Source organism: Leptothoe sp. PORK10 BA2 (genome assembly GCF_034932105.1).
In the GTDB taxonomy this organism is placed as follows: Bacteria; Cyanobacteriota; Cyanobacteriia; order Phormidesmidales; family Phormidesmidaceae; genus Leptothoe.
Window position 1 is genome coordinate 1 of sequence record NZ_JAYGIG010000156.1, and the last position, 21,191, is coordinate 21,191.

The window sequence follows — 21,191 nt, forward strand, 5'->3', positions numbered from 1 at the left end:
CACTGAGTTTGATGCGACCCTTGGGCTTGCTCAAGGAGGTTACCAATTCCTATATTTGGATTACGCTAGCTGATAATCTCTGTAACCTGGGAAAACTCTCTAATTTTTTAAGCCTGAGTAGTTACGATATATCATTATCAACAGACCGTCAGGGGGAGATTTCGGATTGAGCGCTAACTGATTCAGGCTATTTGTAGTCCAGGGTGTTTGGGCACAGCATTTTATCCTCTGCTGAGACGTTGGGATTGGTCTGCAGGTAGTCGAACAGCCAGGTACATCCTTGCTCCATGAGTTTTGGTAGTGGACTGATTTCCCACAGCATGACCACACGATCGTTCCCGGCGGTGGCCAATGCTGTTCCGTCTGGGCTAAAGGTGGCATCTAAAACAGCGCCCTGGTGCCCCTCGATGGTTAACAGTTCCTGCCCCTCTAATGTCCACAGTTTGGCAGTCTGATCGATGCTAGTGCTGGCCAGGGTGTCACCATCGGGGCTAAAGGTCGCACTGGCCGCCTGGCTGCGATGGCCAGAAAATACCTGGATCATGTCTCCCTGCAATGTCCACTGTCGGATTAAGGTGTCATGGCTGGCCGTTAACAACGATTGGCCATTGGGGCTAAAGGCTAAATCGTAAAATAACGTTCCGGGTCTAGAAAATTGGACCTTTTCCTGTCCCCCCAGACTCCACAGACGCACGGTGCTGTCTTCTCCGGTGGTGGCAATGGTCTGGCCATCGGGACTAAACTCGACCGCATAGACAGCTTGCTGATGCCCCGTCAGGGTAGCCGTTGCCTGCCCCGTTAGGCTCCAGAGTTTTGCTGTTTTGTCTTCACTCACCGTGGCAATGGTCTGGCCATCGGGGCTAAAGGCCAGGTCGTAGACTGCGCCTTGGTGACCTGTGAATGTGGCCATCTCCTGGCCCTCCAACGTCCAAAGTTTTACCGTTTGATCTTTGCTGGCCGTGGCAATGGTCTGGCCATCGGGGCTAAACTCAGCCCGATAGACCCAATCTTGGTGCCCCGTTAGGGTGAGCAGTTCCTTACCGTTGCGCTGCCAGAGTTTAGCGGTTTGATCGGTACTCGCTGTGGCAATGGTCTGACCATCGGGACTAAAACTCACCCCCTGCACTCGTCCCTGATGTCCTTCTAGCCGACGACGGCTCCCTAACTGCCACAGCTTTGCCGTATCGTCCTGACTGACGGTGACCAGGTAGTCTCCATCGGGACTAAAGCTGGCGCTGTAAACCTGGTTGAGGTGTCCGGTCAGGGTAGTTTGCTCTACAAAGGGAGCGGTCAAATCGCGACGCCGCCACAGTTTTGCTGTTCTGTCGCCGCTAACGGTGACCAACATCAGACCATCGGCACTAAAATTCACCCCCCAAACCTTTCTGTTATGGCCGGTTAAGGTTTGCCGTAATTTGCCGTCCAAACTCCAAAGCTTAACCATGTTGTCGGCATCTGCAGTGGCCAGCATTTGCCCATCGGGGCTAAAGCCCAAACTAAAAATTTGGCTGGAGTTATTGGCTAAGGTCTTGAGAAAGGTGCCATCCCGGTTCCACAGTTTGATGGTTCGATCCAGGCTGGCTGAGGCCAGGGTGCGGCCATCGGGGCTAAACTGTACTGTCCAAACCTCATCTTGATGTCCCACTAGGGTAGCGATCGCATCCCCCGCCACAGTCCAAAGTCGCACGGTGTCATCAAAGCTGGCGGTGGCCAATTGTTGACCATCGGCGCTAAAGCTGACGCTGCGCACGGGGGCTGTATGGCCGGTCAAGGTTTTAAGCAGGGCTCCGTTAAGGCTCCAGAGTTTAGCGGTGCCGTCTTTGCCCGCTGTCGCCAGAGTCTGGCCGTTGGGGCTAAAGCTGACACCGTAGACCCAGTCCTGGTGCCCCGTGAGCGTTTCGATTTCATTGCCCTGTAAATCCCACAGTTTGACGGTCCTGTCGGCACTGGCGGTGGCGATGGTTTTACTATCAGGGCTAATGCTGACATCAAAGATACCTGCCTGGTGCGTTTCTAGGCGGTTGCGCTCCTGCCGGTTGTACAGGGCCATCTGCAGGGCCGCTTCCACCTGACGATGTAAGTCGGGGGCTAGCTGTACCCGATTACTGAGCACCGGCTGTGCTGCCCGCATGGCCGTCAGCAGGGCGTCAAAATCGTTATCCGACTCAGTCAAAATTCGAGAAGAGTCGCTCAAGGCCAGGGTTTGAGCCTCTAAGGATCGTTCCACCAGCTGCTTTTGCTGAAAGATGCGGATGCCTAAAAACAAAGCGCATAAAAAAGCAATGCTCACCAACCCCAATAACCCCCGAATCAGCCGAATGTTAAAACGCTCTCGGCGCATCGCAGCGGCGATGGTTTCTCGACTGACCGTAATGTAGTCGTGGATTAATGGGGTGGCCTTGGGATTCTTTTTATAGCGATCGGTTTCCTGTAGCCAGTTTTCTGCGATCGCAAATTCACTTTCCCTCAGCAACAGATCCGGACTACGGTCCCGATAGAGCCATTCCAAAGCCCGCTGCAGCCATTTAGTATGGTGTCGCACATGATCCGGGTCCGTCTCTAACACCCGAACCAGCTGTCTAAAACTACTGTCAAAATCTTGCTTGAGCGGATCAAACTCTATCCATTGCACCTTCGCCAACTGTGGATGCAAATTCTGAGGCTCAATGGGCGCATACAGCAAACAAACAAACCGCTTATTCAAACTGACCGCATATTCCACCTCATCGGCACAGTAGGTAGAACTAACAGAGCGTGGCGACAACACAAACAAAAAATGATCCGACAGCGCTATCCCCCGGTGAATCTCTGCCTGAAAATCCGCCGACCCAACGGTAATACTCTCTTGATCAAACCAGGTAGTCTTTCCCTGAATCTGCAACGCCTCATTGAGTTTCCGCGCAAACCCTGCTTCTGCACGGGAGTAGGAAATAAACACATCCAGGGAAGCAGCCGGCGGAGTTCGTAAGCTTTCCTCAATAAACTCCAGGTGGAATGCCGTTGGCGGATTTTGGCCATAGTGAACAGCCGTCTTCAGCCAGGTTTCAGCCTGACGCAGATTATATCCCCTCAGCAACATACTGGGATTGCTATGCTGCCGTTGCCACTTAAGAGCCTTAGCCAACAACACTTTATGTTCAGTATAGTACGCCGTCCCTTTTCGCAAAACCTGGAGTAACTTACTCTCATCTTGCGAATAGTCAGCATCGGTTAGATTATCGGCCAGATCAATATATTGCAGGTTTCTCAGGCGTGCGGGAATCTGACTGGGGTCCACTTCTCCAGCCCGGATAGGGATAATTCGTTTATTCAGCTCAAAGGCATAATCTAACTCTTGCTGACAATATTCAGACTCAATCCCATCGGGTGACATCAAAAAGAGAATATTGTCAGTTTCCTCGATGCCTTGCTTGATCGTATCTTGGAAATCAGTGCCGATGGTAATATCATTTTGATAACTCCAGGTAGTAATGCCTGAGCGCATCAAAGAACGGCGTATTTGCCTGGTAATGTCTCGATCCTGTTCGGCATGACAGAGAAACACCTGAGTCATTAAGTTGTTAGCATTTTTAGTGCTTTCAGTGATGTACTCACAGTGCAGATCGGTCGGTATACAGGGAGCTTGTTCTTCTTGAAACCTTTTGACCAGAAAGTCTTGGGCCTGCTGGTGCTTCTCTCCCATCAGCAAATATTCTGGCTGTTTTTGATTCTTTTCCCACCGTAGAGCATCATTCAAAAAGATCGTATGCTGATGCACATAGTCTTTTTGCCGTTCAAAGATAGCCAGCAGTGCCTGAAATGACTGTTCAAAATCATCAACAGTTTCCCTAAAATTGACCCAGTTGATTCGGCTGATGTCGGGGTGCATATTGGGAAAGCTGGACTGTTTACCCGCTGCTTGATACGCCTCCCAATCTGCTGCAGTACTCTCTGGATAGCGCTGCTGCCAAATATCCTGACCAATTTCTTCCACGTGCAGCAGTGGGATAATACGCTTATTGTGCTGCAGAGCCCGTTCAATTTCTAAGAGACAATAGGGCGAATTGACCGCGTGGGGAGAGATAATAAACAGAAAATTATCGACCTTGTCGATGGCATCATCAATCTGCTTTTGATAGTCCACCCCCAGCGGAATATCTTCTAAATCTAGCCAGACGGTTAATCCTTCGGCCAATAATCGCTGATACAGCTTGGCAACAAAGGCTCTACTGTCAGCCCGGCCATAGGAAATAAACACATCTTGGAGGAGATTCATGGCATAACCACGGCAGAGTTAATTGGACTTGGCCTGTAAAAATGGCAAAACTATTTTGGCTACAGCCTCGCCATATTCTTCGGCCATACCTAAGGTGCCTGGTAAAGATACAGACTGTACCTGGGGCAATGCGGCCATTATCTCCATTTCTGCTTTTGAGGAGGGGGGAGCCTGTTGGCCAACAATAATCATTACAGGCACGCTCAGGGCTTCAAAATAAGCTAAAAATGTTGCTCGGGTATGAACTGGGTCAAGACCTCCGGTAACAAAGGCAGCTGGGGCATAGCGAGCCCCCGATTTCTGGGTACCCCGATGGCGCTGATCGATGTAGTCTGATGTGAGCCTGGTGTCATCGACAAACACATGGCGGCGATACATCCATTTGAGAAAGGCGGGGCGAGTATTGAGCCAATAGAGAAGGGGGCCGATGAGCTCAGCGCGAACTAATTCTCGTACGCCATTCCGTAAGGTTTCAGGGGCTCCCATGACGGCTAGGGGCCCTTTCCATGTGGGAGCGACCAGGGCTATTTGTGACCAGGCGTCGGGAATGGTTAGGGCATAGCCGGCGGCGACCACGGCAATGGGCTGGGAAAAGTTTGCTGTGACAAACTCTTTTAGAAACTGTTGATACAGGGTGGGTTGATAGGCCAATCGTGGTCGGTCGGAGTCGCCAAAGCCAGGCCAATCGAGTACGGTAACTTGATACTGTGATGCTAAGTGGTGGGCAAGAGTGCTTAGCTCTGTGCGGCTAGAAACGGTGCTCAACGTTGGTAGCAGCAGGACAGGCTCACCGGCACCCAGGGTTTCGTAGGTGATGGTGATGGTGCGGCCCTGCCATTGCCAGGGATAGGTGGCGATAGAACCGTTGAGTTGAGTTGCGATCGCTGTCATACAAACCTGATCCGGGCTAGGTGTCAAAGCCATTATGCTTTGGTAAGCCTGGGCCGTTTAGATTTGGACAAAAAACATTATAAACAGGAATGATAAGAGCTGGACAGTGCGAAGTTTTTCTTTAAGCGGGTGGATAAAATGGCCGCCGTTTGTGTCACACATATGGAGAAAGGAAGCTATGCGATCTTGGATGCCTACTATGCGTCGGCCAAGGTGTTGAAACCGTTTCGAGCGCAGGGGTTGCATTTAATCAGTCGAGCGGCGATTTCCACCGTTGCGCAGGCAGACTTTTCAGCTCGGGGAGTTTTTTGCCAAACAGTAAGCGGCATCAGCGTCGTGCGCAGCCGTAAGCTTAAAAGCGTTCTCGGAGATATCAAAATTACGGAAAAGCAGGCGAGAAAACTAGTTGTCAAACATTGTACCTCACTCAGTCCACTGCTAGAGAAGTGTTGTTTATTATTGAGTGCGAATAAATCCTATGAGCGGGCCGCCCAAGACATTGAAGTTTTAACCGGCCGGTCGGTGGGTCACAGCACCCAGCAACGGTTAGTCCATCGCCAAGAGCTGACCGTTGGCAGCGGCAGAGAATTCGGTGGAGGAACTCAGTGTCGATGGCGGAAAAGTTCGAGTAAGGAAAGGACATCCTTCGGTGAGGCGTGTGACTGGCAAGACTACAAAGTGGTCAAGCTCCATAAACAAGTCATCGGTGCGAGTTATCAAGACAATCAAGTGCCCATAGACTGGGCGAACCCGCAACCGCTAGCGACGCCACTGACTTGCTTGGGAGACGGCCATGATGGCATTTGGAATATTGCTGTTAAAATCGGTCGTGAAGAATAACGCGAGAGATTCTTGATTGGTCTCACCCGATGGAGAATTTAGCAAAGGTAGACAGTTCCATAGACTTTTTAGCCACGATTAAGGACCTACTCTGGGAAGGTAGAGTAAAGACAGCCATCGCCCAACTTGAGAATTGTTCTGATGATCATGCTGGTACCTTTGCTAAGTACCTAAGGAAACATCAACATCGAATTGTTAACTATGAGTATTACCAGCTAGAAGGGATATCCATTGGCTCGGGTGCAATTGACTCGGGCATTAAGCAGATAGCCGCCCGAGTCAAGCACACAGGCGCTCAGTGGAACGTCCAGAATGTGCCTCAAGTGTTGTGACACCGTTGTGCCTATCTGAATGGACAATTTTCAGTCGCTACTCGGCCTGTCTGACTATTATGGGGGCGCTGAACTATGCACTAAAAACAATAAGGTGAGTAATAATACTTATCGCAAACCTGGGATGCACCCGGTTAGTTCAGGTGTTTAGTCAGCGGGCGAATCAGACTTCTCCCCAGCCTGGCTGTAGGCGCTTCATGATGGGATGGTAGACCTTGAAGTAGGCCACGGAGCCCACCTGTCTGAGCAGGGCTTTTTGGGGGGTGTCAGCCCCCATGCACCGTTGGCATATGGGGTGAGTGACTTTGAATTGGTTAAACCCTTGGCGTAGGCCACAGGCCGGTTGTTGCCCATCTAGGATATGGCGGAGGCTGTGGGTTTTCACGTTGCCTAGGGGAATCTGGCCGTCGTAATCTTTGCAGCAGGGGACGACGGTGCCATCGTACAAAATACCTGCTTGATCGGAGGTGCCATTGCAGTAACCAAATGTGGCGGGTATTACCTCTGTGCTTTCCACATTGCCCCAGCTGTCCAGGGGAAATGTTTCGAGGGCTAGTTTTGGGGTGAGTTCAATCACCTGCCAGCGACCGGGTTTATGGCGAGCGATACGTTGCCGCAGGTCCTCATCCTTGGGCCGTTCGTCACAGCCGTCTAGCAGTCGGTCTGCCCAAGCGGTCAGCTCCTGCTGCATTTGGGCTTTGCCTTCGACCACATGCATGGGCTTGTGGGGGACTAGAAACGGATGGGGGGTGGTGTCTAAAAATTTTAGATGGACCCGCGTTGGAGAGGTGGGATCGGCCAGGTTAGCCTTCACATACTGGATGATGCCGTCAAAATACTGTTCTGGCTTGAGTTGGGGTGGGGCACCGCGAATAATAAAGGTTTCCGGGTCTGGGGTTTGGAGGGAAATGGTGACCTTTGGAATGCCGGTGTGAATGAGTTTTTGGCGATGCTCCGGTTTGATGTGAAAAGTGCTGCCATTGGTGGTGAGGTGTAGATTTAGACCCCGGGTTAGGGCCATGTCAATGGCTTGGAAAATGTGGGGATAAATTAAGGGTTCTCCCATCAGGTGGAAGGCTACGATCTTGGCGAGGTGGTGTTCTGCAATCTCGTCTAGGGTCTGTTCTAAGAGCTGCAGATCCATGTGGCCCCGCTTACGTTCCATGATGGCGTCTGGGCAAAAGTCACATTTGAAGTTGCAAACGTTGGTTACTTCGAGGTGGATGCGCTCAAGGCGGTAGCTGACCATTGCCACAGTAATAATAAAAAGGTTAACGGTAAAGTCGCTTTAGCTTAGCAAGGGTGGGTGAAAGCCAGCTGAGAATTTTGTCGAGATGTAACCGATTTTGTCTTTTATAACGGGGATCAGCGGTTTTCTAGGGCAGAGCTTAAGCTTTTTGGGAGAGTCTTTCCCTGCGGTGAAAGTTCGCTTTACCTTAGGAAGATCCTTTTTGATTGAGTTAAATCATGACCATATCTACAACACAAGGCGATTTGAGGACTCTCTCGGAAGCCGAGCGGATTGATTTGCTTAAGGGCTATGCGGAGCAAGATGCGATTTTGGGTAGTCCAAATCCTCGCTACAAACAGTGCAAGGTCTATTGCGATCGCTACCTCAATATCCGGGTGCAAATGGTGGGCACCGAGGGCCTCAATGATGCTGACTGGGATTTGACTATTTTCTGACCATTTTCTGAGGGGCTGGGGTGGCAGCCTCCGGTAGCCATGGGCGCTAAGCTATAAACTTGCTACACAGCTCGTGCCATGGACTCAATCGGTATGGACTCAATGAATCAGCAGGGGGCAGCCGTTTTAGCTCAGGCTGCCCAAGCCCAGCAGAGCAATGGGGCTGGGCGACCTAAGGCGAGTGATTTGGTCACAGCGCTACAGGCGACAGAAAAGGACACTAAGCCTGATTATGGGTTGGCGGATCTGGTTGGTACTTGGCGACTGTGTTTCATCACCGGTACTAAAAAAACGCGGCAAAAAGCAGGGGTGGCCCTAGGCGCGGGGCGGTATTTACCCAAATTGATCAAAATTCAGCTGGCCTATCAGGCCGATACTGACGACCAAGGGCAGGTGCAAAATTCGGTTGCCCTGGGCCAACTCCACTTAGTCTTAACCGGACCGGTGAAATTCTGGACCAAATCCCGGTGCCTTGGGTTTGACTTTACCCAGATTCGCATTGGCCTTGGGCAGTTCACCCTATACCAGGGGCGGATTAAACCCGAAGCCGCTGACCAAGACTTTTACGAGCAGCCCTTGAAAGAACAGGCGTTTTTCAAATATTTTTGGGTGACCGATGGCGGTATTGCCGCCCGTGGGCGCGGTGGCGGTTTAGCCCTCTGGTATCGAGCGGCGGGCTAAACACGAAGGGCTCAATCAAAAGCAACCAGACTTTTATGAAAAGCTTGGGTACCAACTCAAATCGGGACGTTTTCCCAAGGATAGGAGGCAGGAATCATGGCCTCTCTGGCTTCTGGCCCCTGATTCCCCACCTAGCCAGGATTTTCTGGCTTAAGTTGATACCCAAAAGCTCGGTTGCTTAAGGAGCTGATAAAGTACGGTGAATGCCGGTGACTCAGACATCAATCAACCCAACCCAGCCTGGGTGAGTCCAACGTCATTGAAGTGTATTTTCGTTATCTGCGATTAACGATCGATGGCGATGTGGGGGTTATTGGCTGGGTGTTGTGTGAAGAGTAGGTCTGCTGATTGAGTATTTCGACAAAGCCCAAACAGACTATTCAATGGTGGTTAATTGGGTTAATTCTAATTATTTCCCTGGCGCGGTTTATCAATCTGGGAACTAAACCTTACTGGAGTGATGAAGTGTATACCTCGCTGAGGCTATCGGGTTACACCAAGCAAGAGGTGTTTGAAAGTGCTCAGGGAGAGCCAAAACCCTTTAGTACGTTGGCAAAGTTTCAATGTGTGGGGAGCGATCGCAACTTCAACGATACCCTCAACGGTCTGATTACGGACGACGTTCATCCCCCCCTATATTTTTTTCTCAGTTACTACTGGGCCAAGTTGACCGGCTGTAGCGTTGTTAATCTCCGGTTGATTGCAGCAGCCATTAGCCTATTGGTCCTGCCCCTGGGCTATGGGCTGACCTACGAACTGTTTGGCTGTACCCCCACGGCTGGGTTAGCTACTCTGTTTATGGCCGCTTCCCCCATTCTGCTGGTCTATGCCCAAGAAGCACGGCCCTACAGCTTACTGACGGTCCTGAGTTTACTGTCCACCTTGCTGCTGCTGCGGTTGCGCCCTGATCGATGCCCCGGTGCCGCTCTGGGTGCCGCCCTATATATCGCCTATGGTGTAACGTCGGTGGCCGGGCTCTACTGCCATACCTTGTACTACCTCACTCTGGCGTGTCAAGGTTTTTACTGTTTTTTAGGGGGACCGGCCCTGGCGAGCGGGCAACAGTCTAGCTGGCAACGGTCTAGCTGGCGGCAATGGCGACGCAGAATTGCCATCAGTATGGCGATTAGCTGGAGCATATTTGCCCTGTGGTTAGCCAGGGTGGCTCAACTGCAAGGATTCACCATTACCGTCGGTGCAGACTACACCTGGGATAGCTTTTCAATGCAGCAGCTATGGCAGCGCATTGGCTTCAATTTTTGTAATCTAATCTACGACTTTTACCATCCGTTAAAGACTAGTTTGCTCGCCTCTAACTCGGTGAATCAAACCTCTGGTGACATCCTTGCCTCGCTAGGTTGGCCACGGTTGCTGTTGGGGATTGGGGTCGGTTTGATCCTGCTTTATAGCCTGGTGTATGCCTACCGTCGCAGTCCTCCTGGTTGTAAGGCTCTGTTGGGGTGGCTAGCGGCACCGTCTGTCTTATTTTTAGTCAAAGATCTGGTTTTGGGGGGTAACGCCTCCAGTGTGGTGCGTTACCAGTTGCTCACCGTTTGCGCTCTCTATATCTGTTTAGCCTTTTGCTTAGTTTCCCAGTATCAGCGAACCCAGGGATGGCTGGCAAAATTTGGGCTGATGAGCCTGATGGTGGGTCTGGTCCAGCTACAACTTTATTCTAACTGGGTCTATTTACAGGCCCCCACCTGGTGGAGCAAGATGAACGGTTACCAACTTTACCAGGTGGCACTGCTTGAGGAACAGACGGCTCTGGAGACAACAACAGGGCAGATCGGCACAGGACAGTCTGATCTAGATGACCTGTTAGAACACTTAGGCGTGCAACAACTTGATCAATTGTGGGTGGTCAGTGCTAACCCTAAAGACATGATTAGGTTGTTAAAGCTGAGCCACGTATTGCCGCCAACCACAATGTTTCAACTGCTTCCCCCAGAGAAATTTGCTGAATTATTCCAGGGGGAGGGGCCGTGATTTTGGCGAAACCTAGGGTGGACATTGACCACCCTAGGCAATAGCAAAACGACTTCTCAGCTATTTTTTCAAACAGACCGTTTCTAGCGGATAACGCCGCGAGTTGGGGCCATGTCGATGGGCTTCATGAAGTACAGCTGGATCATCTTCACACCGATGGTGGCGATGTGGGGTAGCTGGCGTAGTAGCTTCAATGGCTTAAGCTGTTTAGCTTGGCCAATTTCAGAGACCTTTAAGCTCGCATTGGATGCCGTATCCAAGTGCCTAAAGAAGTCAGGATGCTCCACATTCAACATGATGGGGAAGACCTTGGCTGCTGACTCATTGGTCTTTTTGATCACGTGAATGTCATATTCACGGGCATCCAGACCCAGAGATGCGTAGAAGCCACTGCGCTGAATGTCATTCAGGAACATGGTGGCAAACACCGACAGCAGAAAGAAGCGACACCAGAGTTTAGCCTTCCAGTCATTCAGGAACTGGGGCTGGGACTTCATGATGGCGGAGAAGAAATCACCGTGGCGGTTCTCATCCTGGCACCAGTTCTCAAAGAACTGGAAGATGGGATAAATCCGATTTTCGGGATGGGAATCGAGGTGACGGAAAATGGTGATGTAGCGCCAGTAGCCAATTTTCTCGGAGAGGTAAGTGGCGTAGAAAATGAATTTGGGCTTGAAGAAGGTGTAGCTCTTGCTCTTGGTCAAGAAACCCAGGTCTAGCTGCAGGTTGAAGTCGGACATGGCCTTGTTCAAAAAGCCTGCGTGGCGAGCTTCGTCCCGAGACATCAGGTTAAAGCCCTCAGCCACTAGGGGGCTCTTGTCCTTGAGACGACGGCCTAATTCCTTATAAAGTAGGAATCCAGAAAATTCAGCGGTGCAAGAACGCTCTAGAAACTCAATGAAGAGTTCACGGGTTTTGCCGTCGATGTGATCCCAGCTTTGGTCAAACACCTCGGACCGCACGAAATGGTGGCGGTTATAGTCAGTGCGAAACTCTTGGATGATGGCACGTAGCTCATCTTCATTGACGGAAATGTCCATGGCGGCCATTTCGTCAAAGTCAGTGGTGTAAAAGCGAGGGGTGAGGAGCGTGTCCTTTGACGGTGCCTTAACCCCAGGCCGCAGCTCATTGAGTTGAGTATTTTCCTGAGGTTTCCTTAGGGAATCTACCATGAGTCCTCTATCAAGATATTTATGGTCAACGCGCTATGAAACCGCATTAGTTAGTTTGTGCTAGTAAATCGATCGAAAACTAGCAACCTACATGGATCTTAGTCTACCAAGGTGATTGACTTTGGGTGGCCCGGAGGCGAGGAATAGGTTACATTTCGCAATATTTAGGAGAGCGGTCCATGGGGTTTAGCCACGGCCTGCCGTTCTGATACCTGTTCCTTGGCTTTAGGGGCCGACATTTTCTGGGGCGGGTTGATCCATTGGGTCAGCTGGATTTTCGATGGCGTCTTCCTGCTCTACTTGGATTTCTTCAACGGCGTCGTCGATGTCTTCGTCATTGGCGACGGGTTCGTCCTCATCCGTTTTGTTGTTTTCGGCTTCGTAGGCGGCCAGTTCTGCCTCGGCCTTGGCCTGCATGGCTTCATGTCCGAGGACCCCTTCGTAGGCATAGCGGTTGTAGCCACCATTTTCCACAATGGCTTGGAGGTAATCTACTCGTTCTTGGGGGGCTGGGTGGGAGGACATCCATGGCACTACCTGGCGGTCGCCATAGCGATCATCGAGGGCCAGCATGAGGCCGTGCATACCGTCGGCGGCATAGCCGCTGGAGGCCAAAATCTGGGTGCCGACGATATCGGCTTGCCGTTCCATCTGGCGAGAATAGCCGGACACAATGGCGTTGGTGACGATGCCCGGTAAGGGGAGGTATTGGGTGAGACTGGCGGTGAGGTTGCCTTTGGTGACCAGCTGGAACCCATGGGATAAAACGGAGTGGGAGAGTTCGTGCCCCAGTAGACCGGCTAGCTCGGCTTCGGAGTCGGTGTCGAGGACGGCTCCGGCATTGACGAAAATTTTGCCGCCGGGGAGGGCAAAGGCGTTGAGTTCACGATCCAACACCACGTCAAAGGTGTAGTCAAAGTCATCGCGACCGGCGGAGGCGGCTAGTCGATAGCCGATGTCCCGCACGTAGGCTAGGAGTTCTTCGTCTTTGGAGAGGGGCAGCTGTTTTCGGGCTGACTCGGCCACGGATTCCCCAAGGGATTTTTCACCTTGGAGCAGGATGATGCTGGAGTTGAGGGCGGTGAAGGGACCGTACAGTCCCCCGGTGAGGAGATAGCCAGCGGCTCCGGTGAAGATGTTTGCGATCGCATTATTCCGAATGGTTGCATTGGTGGCGGACTTAAACCGAGCCAAATTTTCCTCGGCCAGGCCAGCATAGTGCTCGGCTTCAGGATGATCGGCATTGAGCAGGGCAAACTGCCGGGATGCAATGGATGCCTCAATCCATTCTTCCTGGCTCATCATCAGGGCAATTTGAGCACTGAGCAAATCTGGGTGGTAGGGATAGAGGGTGAGGGCCTTTTCCAAGACCATTTCGGCATCATCGACGCGCTCATAGGTTTGCAGCCGTTCGGCATAGCGCACATGACCGGGGATAAAGGCTGGCACTTCCTCCGTTAGTAATCCCAAGGGGACTAATGTCTGAGATTCCCGAGCGGCCTCGATGCCACGGGCAGATTCACGCCAGTAAACAGCACCACCGGGGGGTAGCTGTTCAGGCTCGGTAAAGGGGGTGGCGGGAATGTCTTCTAGCTCGTCATCATTGCGCCAACCAAAGGTTTTTGCTTCGCGGTAAAGCTCCTCGGCAGCGGCGATATCCCCCGCTAGATAAAGCCGGTCTGCTTCGATGATGAGCTCCCGCTGGAACCAGGTCTCTTGGGCGGCAGCGGCGGCGGCAGCGTCTTCGGGCTCAGCCTCGGACGGAGTCTCTGACTCCTCCGTGATATCGGTTGAGTCTATGTCGGTGGCATCAGGACTTTCCTCCACCGGCGATTCGCTGCTGGGGTCTGCATGGCTGCCCGTCTGGATAATGTGGTCGGGACGTTGTTCTGGCGTAGCCGCACGACCGGGCATCACTGGACTGAGGAGCAACGTAAGACTGAAACCTACTGCCAAGAGCAGCGCAAACCGTTTTTTTACCAGCATGGTGAATCGGAATAACGAGTGACTGACGCCTTTGCTAGGAGTCCTGTATAGGGTTATTTTGACAAATCTCCTTTGAAATAACCTGAGCTAAGTCGCTGGCTTGACTTTCCTGGGTCAGGTTTGCCAACGGATCCCTCTGGGAAACTTGCTCAAATCCAGCAGCACAAGAAGGCCTATCCCCATATACTAAGTTTTATAACGCGTTGTTAATTCACCCACCATGAGCCCTGAGACGATTGAGGCGATTAAGCCTTATTTAAACTTTTTTCATCCTTTAATGATGTGGGTCCTGTTTGGTCTCACCCTCTATGCTGCTTATTTGGGCAGTCAAAGCCGTAAGGTGCGTTATGTCACTGGTGACGAAAAGAAAGAACTGATCAAGGGCAAATTTACGATTAAACATCACCAGATCGGTTCGATTATTTTGGCGCTGATGGTGCTGGGGACCATCGGCGGCATGGCGGTGACTTATATTAACAATGGCAAATTGTTTGTTGGTCCCCACCTGTTGGTGGGGTTGGGGATGACCGGGACCATTGCGGTGGCGGCCTCCCTGGTGCCCTACATGCAGCGCGGTAACGAAACTGCTCGGCTCACCCACATCAGTCTGAATGTTGTGTTGGTGGGTCTCTTTGGTTGGCAGGCCTTTAGCGGCATGCAGATTCTACAGCGGATTTTAGCGAATGCCTTTGGCATTGTGTTTTAGAGCGTGATTGGCATCGGGGTGACTGATGTTGAAGTTGTTGTCACCCTGCTAATGGACAATTGAATAGTTAACCAAAAGGAGTAGGCGATAGGTCTGCTCCTTTTCAATTTTGGCGATGTGTTTTAACCTGAGCGCCATACCCCGGAGAGAGGTACTTGTTGTGGCTAATGTCAAACCCTTATACTCCCCTGCCTGGATGACTCAGTTGGCGATGGCGCTGTGCGGCTTGGTGGCCTATGGCTATAACTTTTCCCAGGAGAATGTCTTTAATCAGATGCCTGCGGTGATGGCCTTGCTGGATCCGACCCTATATAGTCAGGATTTCTATGTGCAGGAGATGATGCAATTCACTCCAAGGTCTTACTATTACTATGCTTTGGCTCTGCCGGTAAAGCTGGGGTTGAGTCTGCCGGTGGTGTGCTTTATTTATTTTGCGATCGCATTCACCGGATTTAGTCTGGGTCTCTATGCCCTGGGGCGTGATCTTGGCCAGTCAAAACTCTCCGCAGCGGTATTGGCGTTTTTAGGATTGGCGGTGGCCGATGGCACCGTGGGCTATACCGATCTGTTTCGTCGGGAGCCGTTGCCCAGCATCTATGCCATGGGCATCGCCATTTGGGGGATTTACTTTTGTCTGCAACAGCGCTGGATCCGGGGCTATGTCTTGTTTGGCCTGAGCTGTCTGCTGCAAATTTTAATTGGGGTGTTGCCGGGGCTGTTGTTAACGCCAGCCCTGATCGTCCATAGCATGAGGACAAAGCGGCCGCAGCAAGTGTTGTGGGCTTGGGCCGCTCTCCTGGGCTTAGCCGGATTGGTCTACAGCCCCATGGTGCTGACGGGGACTACCAGCAGCGATCTCCTCAGCGGTGCTGATTTTGTCTGGCTGTATGGCCATGTCCGCCACCCGCACCACATTATTATGTCCGTTTTTTCAGTTAAAGCCTGGTGGCGATTTGTTTTCTTTTTTGTGGCCGGGCTCGCCTGTGTGTATGGTTCCCAGCGGCTGCATCAGCACCATAAAGTGACCCTGGCGTTAACGATGGTTACCGGCTGTTGTTTGCTGGCGGTGGGCTATGGATTGGTGGAGCTATATCCCGTAGCGACAGTGGTGAAGCTGCAATTGGCGCGGACGTCACCGTTTATTTTGCTCATGGTGTTGGTTGCGATCGCGGTATATGCCAGCGAGCACTACCACCGCGGTAATCGGGCCTTGGCCCTCTGTTTGATCGTGGCTCCTGTAATTGACAATGCGGGGCCACTCATTACCCTGACTATCGTGATGCTGACCCTGGTCAAACCCGGGCCTGGGACATTTTGGCAAGACCTTAGACGACGGACAAATGCTTGGCCCTGGGCCAGCCATGGCCTATTTTTAATTCTCTTAGCGGTTACCTATCCCTACCATGTGGCCCTATTTTTGGGGTTTTCCTATCCATTTTTGAGGGATCAATTTCCGGGTCTGGGGCGGCGTCTCCGACTGGGGGCCTATACCCTGACGGCTCTGTGCGGTGGGTTTGTGGCGTTGCATTTGGGTGGTGGGGTGGCCGATCGCAGTTTGAGTCCGATTCACCGGGCGATCAAACTGGCCCCCGTGGTGGATGAGCCGGTGAAAACCTTGGCGGTGCATGTGCGTGACCATACCCCGGTCGATGCCCTGGTGCTTGTACCCCCTTCGGATCGGATGTTTCGGTTCTACAGTCAGCGGTCGGTGGTGGTGAATTTTAAGGGCTTTCCGTTTACGGATGCTGGCATAGTGACTTGGCAGCAACGGATGGAGGATCTATTGGGGGATTTGCCCGCCGGTGTGGAGGGGGTGTTGGACCAGCGGTTTAGCCAGCGGACAGGGGCGGAGTTGGGTGCGATCGCAACTCAATATGGCGCAACCCACATCCTCACGCGCCAAGACTGGCACCCAGATATTCCCGGCACCCTAGTGGAGCAGCAAGGGGACTGGGTGCTATGGGCTATGGCTTCCCCTTAGGGGTAATCTCCCACCTGAGGCTAAGTTAAGGGAAATGGGGATTAATCCAGACGACCTCCGGTGAGCATTACCCCTACCTTGACCGTAGCCAATTATTTCAAAGCCAGAATGCCCTGTTCCTTGAGTTTAGGATTGAACTTGATGGGCATTTGAGCACCCCGCGCTTCGACTTTCGCCTTCACCTCCACCTCCACCCGCCGGGCCACCTGCTTCAGGAGTTTATTCACGTCCGTGGGGTCAGCATCGGCGATTTCCTGCCGTTCCGCCTCAGTCATGAACGTTTTAGCATCAATCGGCTTCTCCCAGGCCAGTTGGGCATCACTATTGCCAGCGGGAACGGCTCCATTCTCCGCCAGCCAACCCTGCCGAATGTCATCCAGCAGGGTGCGGCTGGGGCGCTCCACCGTGTAGACCTTGACCCAGTGGCATTGCTCTGGACAGCGCACCAAATGCTGGAGTAAGCCCACGTTCACATTGCGCGAAAAGCCGACATATTGAAGGGTTTGGGCCTGATCAAAAATGGCATAAATTCCAACTTTACCGTCTAAGTCCGACGGCAATGCACCATCTACCAGATAGGGCTGCATGTCTAGGCTAGCCAGGGTGGGAATTGATTCTGCCATGGTTGATTGAAGCGGGGATGTGAATGACGTTCCCCATCGTAGTGCGGTCGCTCCCAGGATGCGGATTCTTTCCAATAAACTCAACGATTGCCCATGGCCATCGCCAAAAGCCTGAAATAGCCATATCTATGGGCGCATTCATCGATCGGTTGCCAGCAGAAACACTATAGTTAAGGAAAATGTCTCCTTGCTGTGCTGCCATGAGTACCCCCAAAGACACGACTAATAAAATCATTTTTGTCCTCCTCATTGCCTTTATTGGGTGGCAACTGTTGCGGGTCGGTTTGATTGTAGGGGTGGCCAATGGCTGGATTTAGGTCAGGAGCCCATGCTGATTGACCTAGGCCGGGTCTGCCTGCGCGGTGACAAAGGATAGAATATCGCGCACGACACCGCTAGCACCTCGGCTATTGGGCGTCAGAATGTCTCCCTTGAGGGCATTTTTATCCTTGAGCTGCTGCAGCGATTTGGTCAGCGCATGGTTGGAATAACCAATGATGGAGACGATCAGATCACAATCAGCGAGTTTCTGTTTGAGCTGTTTTTGAGAGGTGCTGGCGTCTCGATGGGGTGGAATCTCTACCGGTTTATGGATCAGGCCATGGTCCGTGTGCAAGATCTCGACGACGACGCGCCTGGTGGCGTCATGGCCCCCCACAAAGGCCAGTTTCCAATTGGCTAAATTAATCGTTGGGAGAACTTCTGGGTGGGGGATGGGGACCGCCGAGGCGTTGTAGGTTTTAGCCAAATCGGACTGGCAGCTGGCCAGGGCCGAGGCGTGGTTAGCCAGATCTGCCCTCAAGGCTTGAATTTCGCCATCGTTGTCAGCGACCAACTCACCTAACTCTTGCCACAGTTCGCTGAACTGCTGTTTAGATGCATCCAATGCTTGTTGCAGTTCGTTACATTGGCGGATGGCCTGCTCTAGTTGCTGGGTGAGGTTGGCTTCATTTTCTTGGGAGAGGGCCAAGGCTTGGCGGAGTTGGAGTAAGCGTCGGTAGTCTTTGCGGCTGACCCCATCCCAAACTTGGAGACACCAATTGCCAACCAGCCTAATCGGCTTTTGGATGGGTTGGATGACGTTTTTTGCCTTTTTCATGGCCAGCGGTCTCCTTTCGCCTACCTCTACACCTTGCAAATAACGCTAGCGCACCTGAGTGGTAGTTAGATCACGGGCATTAATATTCTTTGGATTAACTGTTTCGATGCTTCAGCGTAGAAACCGGTGGTTTCAACCTAGAAACCACCGGTTTCAACTTGGACGTGGTTTAGAATGCTGATTGCTGTGTTAGACGGTAATCTATGCCCGCTCCCCACATTCCGACTGTTGCTTGGACCTGGCCCATTGGCGCGAAATGGGAAACGCCTTACATTGTGCGCTACGCCAGCAATTTAGATGATGGTCCGGAGCATGGCATTCCTCTCGGGGGATTGGGGGCTGGCTGTATTGGTCGAGCCCCTAATGGCACCTTTAACCTGTGGCATTTGGACGGTGGTGAACACACGTTTGATCAGTTTCCCGCCTGTCAGTTTGCGGTTTATGAGGCCACGGCGGGGGAGTCCCAGACCTATGCCATGGCTACCGCCGGGGATGGGTTAGGTAGCTGGGAATGGTATCCGGCGGGGGAAGGGGGGAAGGGGGGTACCTATCAAGCCCTCTATCCCCGCAGCTGGTATTGCTACCAAGATATCTTCAAGGCTCAGCTCACCTGTGAGCAGTTTTCGCCCATCTGGCCAGATAACTATCAAGAGAGCAGCTATCCGGTGGCGGTGTTTGTGTGGACGGCCCATAACCCCACGGAGCAGCCCATCACCCTGAGTATTTTGCTGAGCTGGCAGAACATGGTGGGCTGGTTTACCAATGCTGAGGCGTCGCCAGAAATCCAGCAGCGGGAGGATGGTAGTCCGTTCTATGACTATGTTCCGCCTTTGCGGCAGAGTGCGGGGAATTTTAATCGGTTGGTGACTAGTGAAACGGCTACGGGCATTGTGATGGATGGTGCCTGGACAGGCAGTCCTGGGGAAGGGGATGGGCAGTTTTGTATTGCTGCTTCGGGCGGGGTGACTTATCACACGCGATGGAACCCGGCTGGGGATGGGGCGGATCTGTGGGCTGGGTTTGCGGCGGACGGGACCTTAGGAAATGTTGCTGATACAACGTCTGTAACGGCAGATAGTCAGGCGGGGGGTGCGATCGCAACCAAAATCACCCTCGCCCCCGGCGAAACCCAAGAAATCCCCTTCGTCCTCAGCTGGGATTTACCCGTGACGGAGTTTGCCACGGGTAAATCGGCCTATCGGCGCTATACGGACTTTTGCGGGCGCAGTGGCCGCAATGCCTGGCAACTGGCCCAGACAGCCCTCGCTCACTATGCCACCTGGCAACAAAAAATAATCGACTGGCAGCAGCCCATCCTAGCCCGACCCGATCTACCCGACTGGTTCAAAATGGCCCTGTTCAACGAGCTGTACGACATGGCCAGTGGCGGTACCCTATGGTCTGCCGCTAGCGATGACGACCCCGTGGGGCAGTTTGGCATTCTAGAATGCATTGACTATCGCTGGTACGAAAGCCTGGATGTGCGCCTATACGGTGGTTTCTCCACCCTGATGCTGTGGCCAGAGCTAGAAAAATCCATCATGCGCGCCTTTGCCCGAGCGATTCCCACGGCAGATGCCAAAAAACGCATCATCGGCTATTACTACACCGTGGGGGCAGGGGAACACCTCGCCCCGAGGAAAATCAAAGGGGCCACCCCCCACGATCTCGGTGCCCCCAATGAGAATCCCTGGGTGGCCACCAACTACACCAGCTACCAAGACTGTAACCAGTGGAAGGATCTACCCAGCGATTTTGTCCTCCAGGTTTATCGCGCCTTTCTACTCACCGGCGGTGATGACATTGCGTTTCTAGCCGACTGCTGGCCCGCCGTCACAGAGACTATTCAATATCTCAAGCTGTTTGACCTGGACGGAGACGGGGTCCCCGAAAATGGCGGTGCCCCGGACCAAACCTTTGACGACTGGCAGCTCAAGGGACTCAGTGCCTACTGCGGTGGTCTGTGGCTAGCGGCCCTAGAGGCGGCCATTAAAATGGGCGACATTTTGCAGCAGCACCAGAAAATTTCCGGTAGTTTTGCCATTGTGAAATCCCAGTATCAACGCTGGATTAAGCAGGGCAAAATTGTCTATCAAAACAAGCTATGGACCGGCAGTTTCTACCGTCTAGACTCAGAAAGTAACTCCGATGTGGTGATGGCGGATCAGCTGTGCGGTCAGTTTTGTGCCCGCCTGATGGATCTGCCGGACATTGTGGATCCGGAATACATCGACATTGCCCTCGACACCATCTATGATGCCTGCTTCGTAAAATTCAACCAGTATGCCGCTGACCATGTCGCCCCCCAGAACCAAAAATTTGCAGGGGCCCAGACCGGCTTTTTCAGTGCTGCCCAGTTGGGTCTGGCCATCGGTGCGGCCAATGGCGTAAAGCCCGATGGTTCTCCCCAGAACCCCGATGACACCCACCAGCTAGAAGTTTGGACAGGCATTAACTTTGGCCTAGCCGCCTTCTTCGCCCAGATGGGCAAGCGGGCAGAAGCCATGGCCATTACCGAAGCTGTGGTGCGGCAGATTTACGAGCATGGTCTACAGTTCCGCACCCCCGAGGCGATTACGGCCGTTGGCACCTTCCGGGCCTGCCATTACCTGCGACCCATGGCCATTTGGGGGTTATATCAAGAACTCTAAACAGATTAATAGTACAAAAGAACTAAAATAAAAACATAAAACTAGTTTATTTGTACTATATTTGTGTTTAGAGTTCTTGAAATGTGATCTCCTGATAGTGCCCATAAAGCTTAGAAAAGCTTAGGGAGTATTTTATTCAGGTTTCAAGGAATGTACTATCAGCAGTCCCCACAACTGGACAATGACAAGTTTCTGTTTTGCTTCTGCCCCGTTCTCAAGCGGCTAAATCAGGTGGGTCAAGGGTTTTAGACATCTCAGTTTTATTAGCCAGTAATTTAGTCAAAAGTAGAGTGGGTCTA

At 52.3% G+C, this 21,191-nt stretch carries 13 protein-coding genes and 2 pseudogenes; 8 read left to right on the plus strand and 7 right to left on the minus strand.

The annotated features are described in order from the left end of the window. Positions 1 to 187: 187 nt before the first annotated feature. Both VB741_RS24240 and VB741_RS24245 read right to left on the minus strand, forming a co-directional pair. Positions 188 to 4,255: a TIR domain-containing protein gene (locus VB741_RS24240; protein WP_323367799.1), complete on the minus strand. Its 4,068-nt coding sequence runs from the start codon at positions 4,253 to 4,255 to the stop codon at positions 188 to 190. 18 nt (positions 4,256 to 4,273) lie between these two features. Further along, positions 4,274 to 5,179, minus strand: coding sequence for an alpha/beta fold hydrolase (locus VB741_RS24245; RefSeq protein ID WP_323367800.1), 906 nt, complete (start codon positions 5,177 to 5,179; stop codon positions 4,274 to 4,276). 129 nt (positions 5,180 to 5,308) lie between these two features. Between VB741_RS24245 and VB741_RS24250 the strand changes: the two are divergent. After that, positions 5,309 to 6,318, plus strand: a pseudogene (locus VB741_RS24250) (ISKra4 family transposase). Positions 6,319 to 6,481: 163 nt separating this feature from the next. Here VB741_RS24250 and VB741_RS24255 read toward each other — a convergent pair. Further along, entirely contained in the window at positions 6,482 to 7,567 is a 1,086-nt protein-coding gene (locus VB741_RS24255; protein ID WP_323367811.1) for a radical SAM/SPASM domain-containing protein, read from the minus strand. Positions 7,568 to 7,785: 218 nt separating this feature from the next. Between VB741_RS24255 and VB741_RS24260 the strand changes: the two genes are divergently transcribed. From VB741_RS24260 to VB741_RS24270, 4 genes and pseudogenes are all read left to right on the plus strand, one after another. After that, positions 7,786 to 8,004: a hypothetical protein gene (locus tag VB741_RS24260; protein ID WP_323367801.1), complete on the plus strand. Its 219-nt coding sequence runs from the start codon at positions 7,786 to 7,788 to the stop codon at positions 8,002 to 8,004. Positions 8,005 to 8,082: 78 nt separating this feature from the next. Then, positions 8,083 to 8,685 carry a hypothetical protein gene (locus VB741_RS24265; protein ID WP_323367802.1) on the plus strand — a complete coding sequence of 201 codons (603 nt, stop codon included), beginning with the start codon at positions 8,083 to 8,085 and terminating at the stop codon, positions 8,683 to 8,685. A 240-nt stretch (positions 8,686 to 8,925) separates the two neighbouring features. Next, positions 8,926 to 9,024, plus strand: a pseudogene (locus tag VB741_RS26540) (DNA-binding response regulator); the annotation flags it as partial. A gap of 9 nt (positions 9,025 to 9,033) precedes the next feature. Then, complete coding sequence (locus VB741_RS24270; protein WP_323367803.1) at positions 9,034 to 10,674, plus strand: glycosyltransferase family 39 protein; 1,641 nt, start codon at positions 9,034 to 9,036, stop codon at positions 10,672 to 10,674. A gap of 83 nt (positions 10,675 to 10,757) precedes the next feature. On the opposite strand, the gene acsF is transcribed toward VB741_RS24270, so the two are convergent. Both acsF and VB741_RS24280 read right to left on the minus strand, forming a co-directional pair. Beyond that, positions 10,758 to 11,846: a magnesium-protoporphyrin IX monomethyl ester (oxidative) cyclase gene (gene acsF, locus VB741_RS24275; protein WP_323367804.1), complete on the minus strand. Its 1,089-nt coding sequence runs from the start codon at positions 11,844 to 11,846 to the stop codon at positions 10,758 to 10,760. Positions 11,847 to 12,071: 225 nt separating this feature from the next. Then, positions 12,072 to 13,832: a M48 family metallopeptidase gene (locus tag VB741_RS24280; protein ID WP_323367805.1), complete on the minus strand. Its 1,761-nt coding sequence runs from the start codon at positions 13,830 to 13,832 to the stop codon at positions 12,072 to 12,074. Between the two features lie 220 nt (positions 13,833 to 14,052). Here VB741_RS24280 and VB741_RS24285 point away from each other — a divergent pair, with 220 nt between their 5' ends. Both VB741_RS24285 and VB741_RS24290 read left to right on the plus strand, forming a co-directional pair. Then, positions 14,053 to 14,538 carry a DUF4079 domain-containing protein gene (locus VB741_RS24285; protein ID WP_323367806.1) on the plus strand — a complete coding sequence of 162 codons (486 nt, stop codon included), beginning with the start codon at positions 14,053 to 14,055 and terminating at the stop codon, positions 14,536 to 14,538. Positions 14,539 to 14,698: 160 nt separating this feature from the next. Further along, positions 14,699 to 16,519, plus strand: a complete 1,821-nt coding sequence (locus VB741_RS24290; RefSeq protein ID WP_323367807.1) for a DUF6798 domain-containing protein — start codon at positions 14,699 to 14,701, stop codon at positions 16,517 to 16,519. Positions 16,520 to 16,611: 92 nt separating this feature from the next. Here VB741_RS24290 and VB741_RS24295 read toward each other — a convergent pair whose 3' ends face one another. Both VB741_RS24295 and VB741_RS24300 read right to left on the minus strand, forming a co-directional pair. Further along, entirely contained in the window at positions 16,612 to 17,142 is a 531-nt protein-coding gene (locus VB741_RS24295; RefSeq protein WP_323367808.1) for a GIY-YIG nuclease family protein, read from the minus strand. 340 nt (positions 17,143 to 17,482) lie between these two features. Further along, the gene (locus VB741_RS24300; RefSeq protein WP_323367809.1) at positions 17,483 to 18,241 is read right to left on the minus strand and encodes a hypothetical protein; all 759 of its coding nucleotides are present in this window, start codon (positions 18,239 to 18,241) and stop codon (positions 17,483 to 17,485) included. A 203-nt stretch (positions 18,242 to 18,444) separates the two neighbouring features. Here VB741_RS24300 and VB741_RS24305 point away from each other — a divergent pair, with 203 nt between their 5' ends. Beyond that, entirely contained in the window at positions 18,445 to 20,892 is a 2,448-nt protein-coding gene (locus VB741_RS24305; RefSeq protein ID WP_323367810.1) for a GH116 family glycosyl hydrolase, read from the plus strand. The last annotated feature ends 299 nt before the right edge of the window (positions 20,893 to 21,191 follow it).